General features: G+C 69.0%; 11 protein-coding genes. 4 read left to right on the forward strand and 7 right to left on the reverse strand.

All coding sequences use genetic code 11. The annotated features are described in order from the left end of the window. Positions 1–2 precede the first annotated feature (2 nt). The 5 genes from HMPREF2914_RS15280 to HMPREF2914_RS15300 all read right to left on the reverse strand — a co-directional run bounded on the left by HMPREF2914_RS15280 (position 3) and on the right by HMPREF2914_RS15300 (position 6221). Complete coding sequence (locus tag HMPREF2914_RS15280; RefSeq protein WP_023092083.1) at positions 3–1514, reverse strand: MDR family MFS transporter; 1512 nt, start codon at positions 1512–1514, stop codon at positions 3–5. Further along, positions 1504–2655, reverse strand: coding sequence for an HlyD family secretion protein (locus HMPREF2914_RS15285; RefSeq protein ID WP_023092082.1), 1152 nt, complete (start codon positions 2653–2655; stop codon positions 1504–1506). Before HMPREF2914_RS15285 ends, HMPREF2914_RS15280 begins: the two co-directional genes overlap by 11 nt. Next, complete coding sequence (locus HMPREF2914_RS15290; RefSeq protein ID WP_023092081.1) at positions 2652–4100, reverse strand: efflux transporter outer membrane subunit; 1449 nt, start codon at positions 4098–4100, stop codon at positions 2652–2654. The genes HMPREF2914_RS15285 and HMPREF2914_RS15290 overlap by 4 nt, the downstream gene beginning before the upstream one ends. A 382-nt stretch (positions 4101–4482) precedes the next feature. Next, the gene (locus tag HMPREF2914_RS15295) at positions 4483–5367 is read right to left on the reverse strand and encodes an alpha/beta hydrolase family protein (protein ID WP_003086717.1); all 885 of its coding nucleotides are present in this window, start codon (positions 5365–5367) and stop codon (positions 4483–4485) included. A 56-nt stretch (positions 5368–5423) separates the two neighbouring features. Beyond that, entirely contained in the window at positions 5424–6221 is a 798-nt protein-coding gene (locus tag HMPREF2914_RS15300; RefSeq protein ID WP_003086719.1) for a crotonase/enoyl-CoA hydratase family protein, read from the reverse strand. Between the two features lie 164 nt (positions 6222–6385). Between HMPREF2914_RS15300 and HMPREF2914_RS15305 the strand changes: the two genes are divergently transcribed. Beyond that, positions 6386–6946: a TetR/AcrR family transcriptional regulator gene (locus HMPREF2914_RS15305; RefSeq protein WP_003119600.1), complete on the forward strand. Its 561-nt coding sequence runs from the start codon at positions 6386–6388 to the stop codon at positions 6944–6946. Positions 6947–7025: 79 nt separating this feature from the next. Beyond that, positions 7026–8798: a S8/S53 family peptidase gene (locus HMPREF2914_RS15310; RefSeq protein WP_003086721.1), complete on the forward strand. Its 1773-nt coding sequence runs from the start codon at positions 7026–7028 to the stop codon at positions 8796–8798. Positions 8799–8820: 22 nt separating this feature from the next. Here the strand turns inward: HMPREF2914_RS15310 and HMPREF2914_RS15315 are convergent, their stop codons facing one another. Both HMPREF2914_RS15315 and HMPREF2914_RS15320 read right to left on the reverse strand, forming a co-directional pair. Further along, positions 8821–11397: a PAS domain-containing protein gene (locus HMPREF2914_RS15315; RefSeq protein ID WP_023088452.1), complete on the reverse strand. Its 2577-nt coding sequence runs from the start codon at positions 11395–11397 to the stop codon at positions 8821–8823. Between the two features lie 235 nt (positions 11398–11632). Further along, the gene (locus HMPREF2914_RS15320; RefSeq protein ID WP_003086723.1) at positions 11633–11947 is read right to left on the reverse strand and encodes a LasR-specific antiactivator QslA; all 315 of its coding nucleotides are present in this window, start codon (positions 11945–11947) and stop codon (positions 11633–11635) included. A gap of 1040 nt (positions 11948–12987) precedes the next feature. On the opposite strand from HMPREF2914_RS15320, the gene aprX reads away from it, so the two are divergent. Beyond that, entirely contained in the window at positions 12988–14232 is a 1245-nt protein-coding gene (gene aprX / locus HMPREF2914_RS15325) for a type I secretion system-dependent protein AprX (protein ID WP_023980792.1), read from the forward strand. A gap of 86 nt (positions 14233–14318) precedes the next feature. Next, on the forward strand, positions 14319–15759 hold a 1441-nt coding region (gene aprD / locus HMPREF2914_RS15330), incomplete at its 3' end, for an alkaline protease secretion ATP-binding protein AprD (protein ID WP_070702830.1).

Below are 15759 nucleotides of genomic sequence, written 5' to 3' on the forward strand. Positions count from 1 at the left end.
GTTCAGTCCTTCTGGCGCAGCATCAGCGAGGCCAGGGCGCAGGCCAGGAGCGCCACGCAGGAAAGGTAGAAGGCGTCGGAGTAGGCCATCAGGTAGGCCTGCTGGCGCACCCCGTGGTCGAGCAGGGCCAGCGCCTGCTGCTGCTCCGGCAGTTGTATCCGCACCTGGCCACCGCCCAGACGCTGCTGCAGGGCGCCGTCGAAGATCGTCAGGGTCTCGCCGATCCGCTCGGAGTGGAAGCGCTCGCGCAGCGAGACCAGTTGCGTCAGCAGCGCGGTGCCGATCGCGCCGCCGAGGTTGCGCAGCATCGAGATCAGCGCCGAGGCCGAACCGGCCTGGGCCTTGTCCAGGCCCTTCACCGCCAGTACCGAGAGCGCGACCATGATCAGCGGCTGGCCGATGCCGCGCACGACGATGGAGGGGATGATCACGTTGCGTCCCGCGTCGGCGTTCAGGTGCGCGCCCATCCAGCAGCCCAGGGCCATGATCGCGAAGCCGCCGGCCACCAGCAGCTTGGGGTTCAGCCAGCGCATCAGGCGCGGCAGCAGCGGCGCCAGGAGCAGTTGCACGAGGCCGTAGAGGATCAGGCTGTCGCCGATCTGCCGGGCGTTGAAACCCTGCAACTGGGACAGGTAGTTGGGCACCAGGAACACCAGGCCGAAGGTCGCCGCGCCGAACACCGCCATCGCCAGGCTGGACACGCCGAAGTTGTAGCTGCCCAGCAGGCGCAGGTTGATGAACGGCCGCGCGCCCCATAGCTGGCGCTGCACGAAGAGCAGCAGGGCGAGCACGGCGAGGACGGCGAAGGCGCGGATGAAGCCGGACTCGAACCAGTCGCGGCGGCCACCTTCCTCCAGCACGATCTGCAGCGCGCCGAGGCCGGCGACCATCGCACCGATGCCGAGCCAGTCGGCCTGGCGCAGGCGCTCGCGGTTGCCGTCGCGGGGGCGGATCGACCAAGCCACCGCAGCCAGCAGGGCGATCCCCGGCAACAGTTGCAGGAGAAAGATCCAGCGCCAGGAATAGGCATCCGCCAGCCAGCCGCCGATCGACGGGCCGGCGGCCTGGGCCACGCTGTTGGAAAGGCTGAACAGCGCCATGCCGAGGGGGATCCGGCTGGACGGCAGCTCGGTGAGGATCAGTTGCATCGACAGCGGGATCAGCACCGCCCCCGAAGCCCCCTGGATCACCCGGATCAGGATCAGCGTCGACAGGTTCGGCGCCAGCGCGCAGCTCAGCGAACTGAGCAGGAACACCAGCGAGCCGAGGAGCATCACCCGGCGCAAGGAGAACACTTCCACCAGCCAGGCGGTGAGCGGGATCATGCTGATTTCCGCGACCAGGTAGGCGGTGGAGATCCACGAGCCCTCCTCGAAGGTGGCTCCCAGCGCGCCTTCTATCTCCGGCAGCGCCGCGCTGGTGACGTGCACGTTCATGCCGGCCATGAAGCAGCCGAACAGGCCGCCGGTGACGGCGACCCAGGCACGCAGCGATACCTTGTCGTCAGCGCTCATCGGCGGAGGCTCCGTCCGGTTCGCGAGTGTCCACGGTGGCGATCACCGACATCCCCGGAAGCAGCCGGCCCCGCTCGGCGGCGTCGGCGTCCAGGCGGATACGCACCGGGAAGCGCTGGACGATCTTGGTGAAGTTGCCGGTGGCGTTGTCCGGCGGCAGCAGCGCGAATACCGCGCCGGAGGCCGGCGCCACGCTGTCGACGCGGCCGCGCCAGCGGCGGCCGAACGTGTCCACCTCCAGCTCTACCGGTTGCCCGGGGCGGATGCGTTCGAGCTGGGTCTCCTTGTAGTTGGCCACCACGTAGGCCTGCTCCAGCGGCACCACCGCCAGCAGCGGCAGCCCCGGCGTGACGTACTGGCGCAGGCGCACCTTGCGCTGGCCGACGCGGCCGGCGAATGGGGCGCGGATTTCGGTATCGTCCAGGGCGTGGCGCGCCAGTTCGCGCGCCGCCGCGGCTTCCTGCAGCTCCGCCTGGCGCTGGGCGAGCGCCGCCTCCGCCTCGCGTCGCCGGCTCTTCAGTACGTCCCTGGCGGCGCGCTGGCGGCCTTCCTCGGCGCTTGCCCGCCGCGCCGCCGCCCGCGCTCGCTGGTGCGCCGCGTCGGCATTCTCCAGGCGCTGGCGACTGGTGGCATGCTCGTCGGCCAATTGCCGGTAGCGTCGCCAGTCGGTCTCGGCGCGGCGCCATTCGGCTCGCGCCGCTTCGCCATCGGCGCGGGCGCGGCTGATCGTCTGCACCTGCTCCAGCAGTTGCCGATCGAGGGTCTCCAGCTTCGCGCGCTGGGCTTCCAGCGCCGCCTGCGCCGCCGCTTCGCGGGCCTCGGCGGCGCGCAGGCGCTGGCGGAAGTCGCGCGGGTCCAGGCGCAGCAGCAGGTCGCCGGCCTGGACGTCGGCGTCGTCGGCCACCAGCACCTCGGCGACGTAGCCGGAGACCTGCGCGCTGACCGCCACCCAGTCGGCGCGTACATAGGCATCGTCGGTGCCCTCCAGGAAGCGTCCGCTGCTCCACCACCAGGCCAGCAGGGCGGCGAGCGCGATGGCGCCGGCGAGGCCGCCCAGCAGCCAGGTTCGGCGCCGGCGCGTGACTGGTGGCATGGTTTCGCCAGTGGTGTGTTCGATGGGTTCCCTGATTGCCTGGTTCATTGTCCGTTATCCTGGTGGGAGGGGCTGGGAGCGGCTTGCCAGCCGCCGCCGAGAGCCCGGAACAGTTCGACCTGGCGCTCGGCGACGCGCATCTCGGCGTCGACCAGGCGCGCCCTGTCGGCGACCAGGCTGCGTTGACTGTCGAGCAGCTCGAGGGCATCGAGGGCGCCGGCGCGATAGTTGCTGCGCGCCAACCGGTAGGCGTGGCGCTGCTCGTCGAGGGCACGCTGGAGGTCGGCACGCCGCTGGCGCTCGCCGGCATACAGCGCCAAGGCACGCTCGACCTCGCGCAGGGCGCCGAGCACCGCTCCGTCGAAGCGCGCCAGAGCGGCGTCGCGCTCTGCCGCTGCGCTGTCCAGGCGGCCTCGCGCGCTTTCCCGGTTGGGGAAGCGCCAGCTCAGCAGAGGACCGGCCGCGTAGGCCAGCGCGCCGCTGCCGCCGAGGCCGGCGAGGGTCACTGCGGAGGTTTCGGCGCCGACGGCGAAGCTGATGCGCGGGTACAGCTCGGCTTCGGCCAGCGCGCGCCGGGCGTCGGCGGCGGCGAGCCGGCGCTCGGCCGCGCGGACGTCCGGGCGGCGCGCCAGCAGGCTCCAGCCGTCGCCGGTGGGCAGGGCACGGCGCAGTTGCGGTATGCCGGCGCAGGTCGCGGCGGGAGCGTCCAACTGGCGCGGCGAGCGCCCGCTGAGCAGCGCCAGTTCGTAGAGTGCCGCGCGCCGCCGCGCCTCGAGCATCGGCAGCGCGGCGCGGGTCCGCTCGCGCAAGGCCAGCAGCCGGCGTCGCTGCAGCTCGCTGGAAAGGCCGGCGGCGAGCTGGCGTTCGCTCAGCGCCAGGCTCGCGTCGAGCAGACCGACCGATCGGCGTTGTACCTCTGCCCGTCGCGCCAGGGCGCAGGCGCGGACGTAGGCGAGGGTGGTCTGGCTGGCCACGCTGACCCTGAGCAGGTCGCGCGCCGCTTGCGCCGCTTCGGCATCCGCCTTCGCCGCGGCGATGCGGGCGCGGACTTCGCCCCACAGGTCCAACTGGTAGGACAGGTCGAGGCGGGCGGTGTGTTTCCACTGGCTGCGTACGTCCTCGTCGGTGGCTTCGGCGAGGGTCTGGTCGTCGCCGTCGCGCCCATACTGGTAGCCATAGCCGACCTCGGTCCGTGGCCAGCGTTCGCCCTGTGCGCCGCGCAGATGGCCGAGGAGCGCGCGGGCATGGGCATCGGCTGCGGCCAGGTCGCGGTTGTGGCGCAGCGCGGCGGCCACCAGGTGGTTCAGCCCAGGGTCCTGGTAGAGCGTCCACCACTGGGCGGGCAGCGCGTCGCCGCGGGTTCCCGCCACCCTCGACAGGCCAGGGTCGAGGCTTTCCGCGCGTGGCGCGGGTTGGTTGCGGTTCGCGCAGCCCAGCGCGGTGGAGATCCCCAGCGCCAGCGCCACGCAACGCAGATGACTGGCAAGCGGCATTGCCCTGCTCCCGTGTCTGAAAGAGCGGGGAACGGTAAGGCAGGCGCGGGCGGCCTGCGCCGGCAAAAGCGCCAGTCATCGTCGCGAAATGGACAGTCGGCGGATTTTTCAGCGTTGTCGCATCAGGTACGGGCCGCAGCCCAGGGCCAGCAGCCCGGCCGGGATGGCCAGCAGGGAGATGCGGGCGATCTGCCGGGAGTAGCGGTTCACCCCGGCAAAGCTGTCGGCCTTGGTGGCGGTCTCCCGGCGAAACCCCGGTCGCGGCTTTCGGCGCGGCTGCGTTCGAGAAGGAACTCCACGGCGACCACGCCCAGCCAGAATGCGACGGCGAACAGGCGAAGGGACAACGGCAACGGGTGCATGGCGCGCTCTCGCTGATCTTTCAGGCGTTCTCCGGATGCCGTCTCAGCCAGCGCAGGGCGTCGTCCCACAGCGCCTCTGCACCGGCGCGGAAGTAGCCCATGTGTCCGAGCGGTCCACCGTCGGGTCGCAGGTCGAGGGTTTCCAGCGGTGCGTTGCGGTAGGCCTCGACGAAGGCGTCCCGCGAGCGCGGCGGTGCCCAGGGATCGTCCAGGGCGGTGGCGAACAGACAGGGCGTGCGCACTGCGGCGTAGCGCTGGTGGAGGTGGCGCATCGCCGGGTCGTCGAAATAGTAGCGGGGATGGCGGCACCAGCGCTTCCAGTCGCGGTAGACCCCCAGCGGCAGGTCGTCGCCCATGCCCAGCAGGCTCCAGGCCATGTAGCCTTTCCAGGCCACCAGCGGCGGCAGCACCAGGGTCCACAGCAGGCGCACCTTGAGCGCTTCGCGGCGCGACATCCAGCCGCTCCAGCCGGCGCCGCTGCCGAAGCTGTAGCAGGCGGCGAGCCGCCCATGGTCGGGCAGCAGGCCGATGGCGTGGCCGCCGAAGGAGTGGCCGATCCAGTACAGCGGCCGCTCCTCCCGGCCGAGCAGCTCGACGGCGGCGGCGAGGTCCCGGTAGGCCCAGTCCAGGTAGGACATGGCGAAGCCCTTCAGGCTTGCCGGCGCGGATTCGCCGATGCCGCGATAGTCCAGGGTGAGTACGTCGAAGCCCTGGCGCGCGGCGTGTTCGGCGAAACGCCGGTAGAAGCGCTGGGCGACGCCCGTCGCGCCGGCCACCAGCAGGTTGCCATGGGCGTGGCCCGGCGCGTGGTAGCGGTAGGCGGACAGCGGATAGCCGTCGGTCGCGGGCAGGGCCAGGCGTTCCATCCGCACCGGCGCTGCGGAATGTTGAGTCAACGAAGTCATGTCGGTTTCCGCAGGAGAGATGGAGCGGAGCGACCGGGGGTCGACCCGCAGGGGAGCTAGCGGCCTTTGAACGCCGGCGCGCGCTTTTGCACCATCGCCAGCACGCCCTCGCGGACGTCCTCGCTGCCGATCAACGCGGCCAGCGACTCGTTGACCCGCGACAGCGCCGCATCGTCCCCCTCGTCGCGCCCCTGGAACGCCGATTGCAGCGCGGCGCGCACCGCCAGCGGCGCGGCCCGGGCGATCCGCTCGGCGTATTCGAGGGCCCGTGCCAGTTCCTCGCCGGGTTCCACCACCTCGGTGAGCAGGCGCATGCGCAGGGCTTCGTCGGCATCGAACTCATCGCCGGTGAGGATGTAGCGCATGGCGTCGGTCCAGCCCGCCGCGCGCGGGAAGCGCACGGTGGATCCGCCCAGCGGCGGGATGCCGCGTAGCACCTCCAGATGGGCGAAGCGCGTGCCGCGCGCGGCCACCGCGATGTCGGCATTGAGCATTAGCTCTATCCCGGCGGTCCAGCAGGTGCCTTGCACCGCGACCACCAGCGGCTTGCTCCGACGCGGCTGGACCACGCCCCAGGGATCGACGCCGCCGTCCGGATAGCGGAAACCGCTGGCGGCGAGCTTCGGTGCCAGTTCCATCAGGTCGAGCCCGGCGGTGAAGTGCTCGCCATGGGCGAAGAGCACGGCACAGCGGGATTCCTCGCTGCGCTCGTATTCACCCATGGCCAGCGCCAGGTCCGCCAGCATTGCGCTGTCGAAGGCGTTGCGCTTGCCCGCGCGGTCCAGGCCGATGAGAAACAGATGACCGCGCTGCTCTCGGGTGACGCGGCCCGGGCCGCTGTTGGCTTCGCTCATGATGCCTCTCTCCTGTGCTTGGGTTGGTGGAGCGGAAACTTCTTCTAGTTACCTACCGAACATTCGGTTTGTAAAAACTAAACAAACATTCGGTAACCGTCAAATTGAGGCGCCAAGGCTTATGGCATAGAATCAACGCCTTTGATCGAGAGCAGGAACCTTCCGTGCGTCCGTTGAAAATCTCCCGCGACGAGCTTCTCCAGCGCTGCGCCGGCACCTTCCGTCGCTACGGCTACCACGGCACCACCATGGACATGCTGTCCAGCGCCTGCGGCTTGACCAAGGCCTCGTTCTACCACCACTACCCGAACAAGGAAGCCTTGCTCCGCGACGTTCTCGAATGGACCCACCAGCGGCTCGCCGAGACGCTCTTCAGCATCGCCTACGACCCGCTGCTGACGCCCCGCGAGCGCCTGGAAAAACTCGGCCGCAAGGCCGCCCGGTTGTTCCAGGACGACAGCATCGGCTGCCTGATGGGCGTGGTCGCGGTCGACGCCAGCTATGGTCGCAGCGAGCTGATGGCGCCGATCCGCAGTTTCCTCGACGACTGGGCGCAAGCCTTCGCCCAGCTCTACCGCCCGGCCTTCGACGAGGCGCAGGCGCTGGAGCGCGGCCGGCAACTGGTGGCCGATTTCGAAGGCGCCATCCTGCTGGCGCGCATCTATGGCGAGCCGGGCTATATCGATGGCGTCACCCGGCGAGCGCTGGAGCAACTGGCGGGCTAGCCTGCGCCCGCCTTCAACCTGAACGAAGCGTTTCGCCAGGCGGTCGGAACAACAGGTCCCCGTTCCGGAAGCCGAGTCCATGCCGCTGCGCCGTGCCGTTTTCGCCATCCTTTTCGCGTCCCTGGGCAGTCCTTTGGTCGCCGCCGAAACACCCCTGCGCCTGGAGCGCCTGGAGCGCTGCGGCGATCTCCTGGCCAGCGAGCGGCAGGAGTGGTGCCTGCGCGTGCGCGGCCTGGGTGCCGGCCTGCCGCGCCTGTTGCTGGACGGCCGCGAACTGCCGGCCACCGCCCTGCGGCGCGAGGGCGACGGCCTGCGGCTCCGCCTGGACCGCCGTGGCCACGCCAGCGGTCCGCTTTGGCTGGAGCAGGGCGGGCGCAGCAGCAATCCGGTATGGCTGACCCTGAACGGCAGCCATGTGCTCGCCGCCGGTCCCGACGAGGTGGCGAAGAACATGGATGGCCTGACCACCTACGTCGACTTGGTCAGCCTGTTGATCGAGGAGAACCACGACGGTCGCCGGGAGGCCGAACGCCTGGCCGATAAATATGGCGCGCGGGTGGTCGGCGCGATCCCGCCGTTGAACCTCTACCAGTTGCGCCTGCCGGCGCGCGACCTCGTCCAGCGCGACGCGCTGGTCCTCCGCATCGGCAGCGAGACCAGCGTGGACGCCGTGGTGGTGGAGGAGTCCGCGCCGGAGAAGGGCGAGGAAACCGAGGCGGCGCGCCGGCCCGTGGACAAGCCGGACAGCGACTCCGACGAGTGGGCGGCCAATCGTTTCATGGACGCGGTGAACTATTACCAGCGTCGGGTCCGCGCCCGCCAGGCCCCGCTGGAGACCCGCCCGGTGCGCATCGGGGTGATCGAGCGCGACGTCGACTTCGACGCCCCCGACTTCGCCGACTACCTCGGCCCCTGCAAGGCGCCCGCGCCGCGTACCTGCCTCTACGCGCGCGATGCCGAACGTCCCGACAACCACGGTTCGACGGTCGCCGGCATCCTCGCCGCGCGCTGGGACCAGGGCGGCAACAGTGGCTTCCTGCGTGGGCTGGACCGCGCCAGCCAGGGTTTCGAAGTGATCGTCGAGCGCAATTCGGACGCTGGCATCACGGCCAACGTCGCCGCCTCGGTGAACCTGGTGGAGGATGGCGTGCGGGTGCTCAACTGGAGCTGGGGCATCCACCGCGTCGGCGCTCGCGACGTCGACGGCGACGAGGTGGATTCGCTGGTGCGCTCGGGGATCGCCATGAGCGGCTACGAGGAGTTGCTCGAGGAATTCTTCCTCTGGCTGCGCAAGGAGCATCCGGACGTGCTGGTGGTCAACTCCGCCGGCAACGGCTCGTCCTACTCCGGTACCGACGAATACCGCCTGCCGTCCTCCTTCGTCACCGAGCAGTTGCTGGTGGTGGGCGGCCACCAGCGCAGCGAGCGCCAAGGCCTGGCGGTGGACGACCCGGCCTACGCGGTCAAGCGCAGCACCTCGAACGTCGACATGCGGGTGGATGTCACCGCCGCCGCCTGTACCCACGCCTCGACCCTGGAGCGGGACGCGCGGGGCGAGGTGCACTGCGGCACCTCCTATGCCACGCCGATGGTCGCCGGCACGGTCGCCGCCATGCTTTCCCTCAACCCGCGGCTGCGACCCGAGGAGATCCGCATGCTGCTCCGGCGCAGCGCCATGACCATCGGCGGCGACTACGATTTCGAGCCGGCCGATGCCGAGGACCTCACCGCACCGATCCTGCCCTCGGAGCGCGGCTACCGCCTGGACCACCGTGACGTCGGCCGCTCGGCGCGGCTGGACATGCAGAAAGCCCTGGACCTGGCGGTGAAGAGCCGCGAGCGGGTGCGCTGAGGCGTTCCGCCGGCCCGGGGCCTCACGGCGAGGCTTCCAGCAGCCGGGCGAGGCGTTCGGCGAGTTCGTTGTGGCGGAACGGCTTGGTCAACACCTCGAAGCCGTTGAGTTGCTCGGGCCTGAGGTTGGCGTAGCCGGTGATGACCAGCACCGGCAATTGCGGGAAGCGCTGGCGCAGTTCCTCGGCAAGCTGCACGCCGGTCTTGTCGGCCATGAGATGGTCGGTGACCAGCAGGTCGGGCGCCAGGCCGCGCTCGACCTCGCCCAGGGCTTCCTCCGCCGACGCCGCCTCGCTGACCTGGTAGCCGAGATCGCCGAGCAGCAGCGCGGTGGTGTAGCGCACCATCCTGTCGTCGTCGACCAGCAGCACGTGGGTCGGCCGCAACGCTTCCGGTGCGTCCGGGCAGCTTTCTGCGGTGGATTGCGTCTGCTCCGCGGTGATCGGCAGCCAGATGCTCACCCGGGTCCCCTTGCCGATCTCCGAGTGGATCCCCAGGCCGCCGCCGGACTGGGCGACCAGGCCCTGGACCATCGACAGGCCGAGGCCGGTGCCCTTGCCCACGCCCTTGGTGGAAAAGAACGGCTCCATGCAGCGGGCCAGCACCTCGGCGGGCATGCCTCCGCCGTTGTCGGCGACTTCCAGGCACACGTAGCGGCCGGCGCCGAGACCGTCCACCGCGCCGTCGATCACCAGGTCGGTCCGCGCGCCTATTTCCAGGCGGCCGCCTTCGCCCATGGCGTCGCGGGCGTTCACCGCGAGGTTGAGGATGGCCAGTTCGAACTGGTGCGGATCCACCACCACCGCAGGCAGGCGTTCCGGGATCTCGATGCGGACCTCGATGGTCGGGCCGAGCGAGCGCTCGATCAGGTCGTGCATGCCTTCGACCAGCTCGCGCAGGGCCACCGCCTGCGGCTTGAGGGTTTGCCGGCGGGCGAAGGTGAGCAGGCGACCGACGAGGTTCCGCGCCCGTTCGGCGGACTGTAGCGCGCCGTCGATGAGGTCGGTGGAGCGGGCGTCGTCGAGCCGCCGGCGGATCAGTTCCAGCGAGGCCATGATCGGCGTCAGCAGGTTGTTGAAGTCATGGGCGATGCCGCCGGTCAACTGGCCGACCATCTCCATCTTGCGTGCCTCGTGAAGCTGCGCCAGGGCGCTTTCGCGCTGGGCGAGCATGGTCGCGACACGTTCTTCCAGGCTTTCGTTGAGTTCGCGCAGCTCGTTCTCGGCGCGTACCCGCGCGCTGATGTCCATGCACACGCAGAGCAGGCCGCTGGCGGCATGCTGCTCGTCCACCAGCGGCGTGACCTGGTTCTGCACCCACACCGTATCGCCGTCGGGGCGAACGTAGCGGCCGCTCATCTCGAACGCCGCGCCGGTCGCTCCGCCTGGCGCCGCAGGGAGGGCGAAGTCGGCGGGGTCGAGGATGTCCTGCATGCGCAGGCCGAGCAGGGTCTCGCGCGAACGGCCGGCGATCTCGCAGTAGCGATCGTTGACCCGGGTGAAGCGCCAGTTCCGGTCGCATACCGCGATGCCCGCGCTGGCCTGGTCGAACATCGCCGCCAGTTGCGCGGAACTGGTGCGCAGCGCCAGCTCCGCGCGGGCATGGGTGAGCGAGGTCCAGGCCAGCTTGGCGGCTTCCTCCGCCAGGCGGCGCGGATCTTCGCCGAGCGCCTGCGGATGGGCGAAGTGGATCGCCAGCAGCGCCTCCAGCCGGCCGTGGCGCAGCACCGGGACATGCAGCGTGGCGCCCAGCCCCAGGCGCGCGCGGCTCGCCGCCTCGTCGAGACTCATGCCGCGCTCCCCGGCGAGGTCTTCCCGCGCCACGCTGCGTCCGGCATGCAGTTCGCCGGACAGGGTGGCGCCGAACGCCAGGTAGCGATGCCGACCGACCGCCGAGCGGCCGTCGTGGAGATAGTCGCGATGGACCTGGAAGGTCATGCCGTCGCCGTTGTCCTCGCCGAAGAATATCCGCGACGCGCCCAGCTCCTCGCCGAGCCGGCGCAGGGCGGTGGCTTCGATTTCCAGGGGATCGGCCAGGGACGGCAGGGTCTGGCCCAGTTCCAGGAGGAACGCCTGGCGGCGTTCGAAACGCACCCGCTCGGTGGTCTCGGTGACGATGCACAGCACGCCGCCGACGGAACCGTCGGTTTCCCGCACCGCCGAATAGGACACGTCGAAATAGACCGTCTCGCCGCGTCCATGGCGTTCGATGTAGAAGGGCCGATCCTTTGCCGCGAAGGTTTCACCGGTCTCGTACACCCCGCGCAGCAGCGGTTCGAGGTCATCCCACAGCTCCCGCCAGTTCTCTATCGCCGGCCGGCCGAGGGCGCGCGGATGCTTGTCGCCGATGCTCGGCGCGTAGGCATCGTTGTACAGGGCGACGAATTCCGCGCCCCAGAACAGCACGATCTGCGCCTTGGCCGGCAGCAGCGTGGCCATCGTCGTCTTCAGGCTCGCCGACCAGGCGTCCGGCGGGCCGAGGGGCGAACTGGCCGCGTCGAGGCTGAGCAACAGTTTCCCGACCGCTCCTCCGTTGGCCAGGAAGGCCGGTGGATGGTCAAGGGTGTTCGGGTCCGGTTCGATGGTGAAAGGCTGTGCCATGTCTGCGGAGTCTTGCTCGGTTCCGGTTGAGGTGGTGGGTCGTATGGAATATAGGAGGGCGGTGGGTGCGCTTGCGTTCAATCCGGCTGGGCGGGATGGCGCACCGGGGCGCTCCAGACGCTCGGCGCGTTGCCAGGCGGAGTCTGGCGATGATTTCGTACGCGGTGCCCGAGACCGCGATGGAGACTTGGCGTAGGGGCGAACGACGCCACCGGCGTCATTCGCCATGGCCGGGTCAACCGGAACGTCGAGCGGCTACCAGGCGCTGCTGCAGGCGCGTCAGGAAGGCCACTTCGAAGGCGGTCTTCTGCATCGGTGTGGGCAGGCTGTCGCGGCCGAAGGCGAAGGCGGTCCAGAGCTGGCCTTCGATCTGGTCGGCAAGCCAGTTCTCGGCCTGGCGGACGCCCTTGTCGATGGCGGGCTGGGCGGGAACCGGCCAGAGCAGGGAGAGACCGGGTTGCCGGTCGGCGGGGGGAATCTCGACCATCAGGTCCTTGTAGCGTTCGATGATTGCGTCGACGTGGGTCTTTTCCTTTTCATCCTTCGTCATGCTGGGTACTCCGTTTCTGAGAGTCACATGACCTGCCGCCTTCGCTGTCAATCGATGGAGGCAGGATCGCGCAGGGTTGACAGACCGGGAAACGGAACCGGCAGACCACGAGGGTCTCCCCACGCGATCCGCCATGAAGGCCCGCAGTTGGAAAACTGCGGTCGAGCCGATGCCTGCAAAAGCATTCGCTGCTTTCGCATGCACCGCTCGGCGCATCGCGCCGTCTCTTCGGGCTGTCAAACCCGGTCACGGATTTGGCCGTGACGGGCGCAGGATAGGGGCAGGCAAGGCGGGGAGCAAGGGCGGGAACGGGTGACGGCAGAGGCTATCGGCAGGCAAGGCGTTGGCTGAAGCGATTCATGGAAATAACCCGGCGTTGGGAGCGCGCCGTTAATCATCGTTTACCAGGAGAAAACAATCCGCCTGGACTGTTCGATTCAATATTTTGTGATGCGCTTCACGCAATAAGAGTGTTCCTTATGAGCCACGCAAAAGTGTCATTCGCTTCTTCGAAGAGGGCGCTGCCGAAGTTGCACGCTAGTTGGGCACGCCGCGAGGGCGGCTCGGCACTTTGGTGCATAAGGATATAACCCTTTCTTCATTTCTGATTTCGTCAGAGTTCGTGCCGGGGCGACCGTCCGTCATTCGATATTAATTAAAAGCGTCAATAATCCGTTTAGGAATCAGGGGCTTGGAAATCCACCTGGCAGAACTGACAGGTCGGTATGCCCAACCAAAGTATTGAACTGATTTAAGTGGTGGTACAAATTTGCCTTTCCCATGTTAGTCCTACTTAACAGGCGAAGCGGTGGAGAGCGCTCTGTTGCGGGCTGCTCGGGATTAAATGGGTTTCGCCCTCGGGGGCTCCTGTCTTCCAATAAAAACAAGTTGTCGCCAGGCCTGATGAACTTTCAGGTACCCGCGTTCCGTTTTCTCGCGGAACTCACTGACTGCGCTTGACCGCGTGACCGGTTCGGTCGGTAAACAGCGACCTGCGCCGGAAACGCGATAACCGAGACAACTCAATCGAGGAACAGAAGATGGGATTATTCAATGCAGCCGCGAACCTGTTCGGCCAGGTCTACGAGCGTGCGACGCAGGTGGCCGCCACCGCCGTCACGGCGGTGGCGGACGTGGCCAGGACATTGGTGGGCTCCACCGTCGACGCCGTGGAGCAGCAGGTGCACGAAGCGCTGACATCGGTGCATGACGCCGTTGCCAGCGTGGAGCAGGCGCTGGAGGGTACGGTCGGCGCGGTGGCCGGCACGCTCGGCGAGATCGCCGGCGACGCCCTCGACACCGTAGGCTCCGCGGTCGGCACGCTGGGCGGGCTGGCCGGCAACTCGCTGGCGATCGCCGACGACTTGTTGCACGGGCGCGTCGAGCCGGAGGATTACCTGAAGCTGGTCGGTGACCTGGGGCAGGGCGTCGGTGCCACCGTCGGCCATGCCTGGGAATTCGGCAGCGACAGCCTGAAGGCCGCCAACGATCTCTACCACGCCGCCTACCAGGGTGGCTCGCTAAGCCTCGGCAATAGCGACGGCCTGCTCGGGGTCAATGTGATCGGCTCGCTGCTCGGCGGCAATCACGACCAGGGCGTGATTCCCGATAGCCGCGGCATCCTCGGCCCGCTGCCGATCAACGTCTCCTTCACCGAGCAAGGCCTGACCTTCGGCGGCGAGACGCCGCTGACTCCGCTGGTCACCGCAGCCCTGGCGCTGAATCCGATCACCGCGCCGCTGGTGCCGGTGCTGGCGCCGCTCAACCTCGGCGGCCTGGGAGTGGTCGGCTCGGTCGACAAGGAAGGCTTCAGCGCCAAGTTCTACGGTATCGCCGGACCCAGCTACAACCTCGGCGTGGCCAATCTCGGCGGCACCCTGGAGCTGGGTAGCTACAACGAGGTCAAGCTGCTGAGCTGGAACGAGGTGACCCTCAAGGACCTGCCCATCGTCGGCGGCATCCTCGGCTACGTGCCGGTGGTCAAGGACATCGGCGTCTCGCTGCCGACGCTGGACCTGCACTTCGACAGCAAGCTGTATGCGCAAACGATTGCCGGTGTCGATGTCGCCGGGGTCGGGCCGAAGGGCCAGATCGAGCTGGTGCATGACCTCGACAATGACCTGTCGATCGTCGCCGGGATCGCCGGGGATACCGCGCACAGCGCCCTGGACGGTGCCAGCAAGGTGCTCGCGGCGCTGCTCGGCCACGGCGGCGAAGCGGCGCCGCCGACAATCCAGCTGATCGGCGCCGACCCGGCGCTGGAGCATCAGGCCCTGGCCGCCTGACGGCGAGGGAACGCCCGGCACAGGGAGGTGCCATCCGGGCTCATTCGGGATTCCAGCGGCAGTCGTGGCAGAAGTGAGCGCGCTCGATGGCAAGGCTCGGTTCCAGCGTTACCAACGAAATCAAACAGGCCCTGGCGGCCAGCCGCAGTGCGTTGCGCAGCGTGGCGGCGTTCTCCGGGGTGATCAACCTGCTGATGCTGGTGCCCTCGCTGTACATGCTGCAGGTGTACGACCGCGTGCTGTCCTCGGCCAACGAAGTCACCCTGTTGATGCTGACCCTGATGGCGCTCGGCGTGTTCGTCTTCATGGGCGCGCTGGAGGCGCTGCGCAGCTTCGTCCTGGTGCGGGTCAGCGAACGCTTCGACGGCCAGTTGCACGGGCGGGTCTACGCCGCCGCCTTCGAACGCAACCTGCGCGCCGGCGGCCAGGAGGCCAGCCAGGCGCTGCACGACCTGACCACCCTGCGCCAGTTCATCACCGGCCAGGCGCTGTTCGCCTTCTTCGACGCGCCCTGGTTCCCGGTCTACCTGCTGGTGATCTTCCTCTTCGACCCCTGGCTCGGCCTGCTCTCGCTGGTCGGCGCGCTGGCCCTGATGGCCCTGGCCTGGTTCAACGAACGCGCCACCCGTGCGCCGCTGGCCAAGGCCGGCGAGTTGTCGATCAAGTCCGGCCAACTGGCCAGCAACAACCTGCGCAACGCCGAGGTGATCGAGGCGATGGGCATGCTCGGCAGCATGCGCGGGCGCTGGGAACGGCTGCACCAGGCGTTCCTCGACCAGCAGAGCCTGGCCAGCGAGCGCGCGGCGCGGATCAACGCGCTGAGCAAATACCTGCGCATCGCCCTGCAATCCCTGGTGCTCGGCCTCGGCGCCTGGCTGGCGGTGGAAGGCCTGATCACCCCGGGGATGATGATCGCCGGCTCGATCCTGATGGGCCGTGCGCTGGGGCCCATCGACCAACTGATCGGTGTGTGGAAGCAGTGGGGCGCGGCGCGCGATGCCTATCGCCGGCTGAGCGGCCTGCTCGACGAATTCCCCGTCCGCGAGCGGCGCATGGAATTGCCCGAGCCGCGTGGCCACCTGCTGCTGGAATCGCTGGACGCGGCGCCGCCCGGCAGCGAGGCGCGCACCCTGCGTGGCCTGACCCTGGCGATCCCGGCCGGCTCGGTGGTCGGCGTGATCGGTCCGTCCGGCTCCGGCAAGTCGAGCCTGGCGCGGGTAGTGCTGGGCATCTGGCCGACCCTGCACGGCAGCGTGCGCCTGGACGGCGCCGAGATCCGCCAGTACGAGCGCGAGACCCTCGGCCCGCGCATCGGCTACCTGCCGCAGGACATCGAACTGTTCGCCGGCACGGTGGCGGAAAACATCGCCCGCTTCGGCGAGGTGCAGGCCGACAAGGTGGTGGAGGCGGCGCGCCTGGCCGGGGTCCACGAACTGGTCCTGCGCCTGCCGCAGGGCTACGACACCGTGCTCGGCGTCGGCGGCGCCGGGCTTTCCGGCGGCCAGCGCCAGCGCATCGCCCTGGCCC

Origin of the sequence: Pseudomonas sp. HMSC067G02 (assembly GCF_001813485.1) — a bacterium.
Lineage (GTDB): Bacteria > Pseudomonadota > Gammaproteobacteria > Pseudomonadales > Pseudomonadaceae > Pseudomonas > Pseudomonas aeruginosa.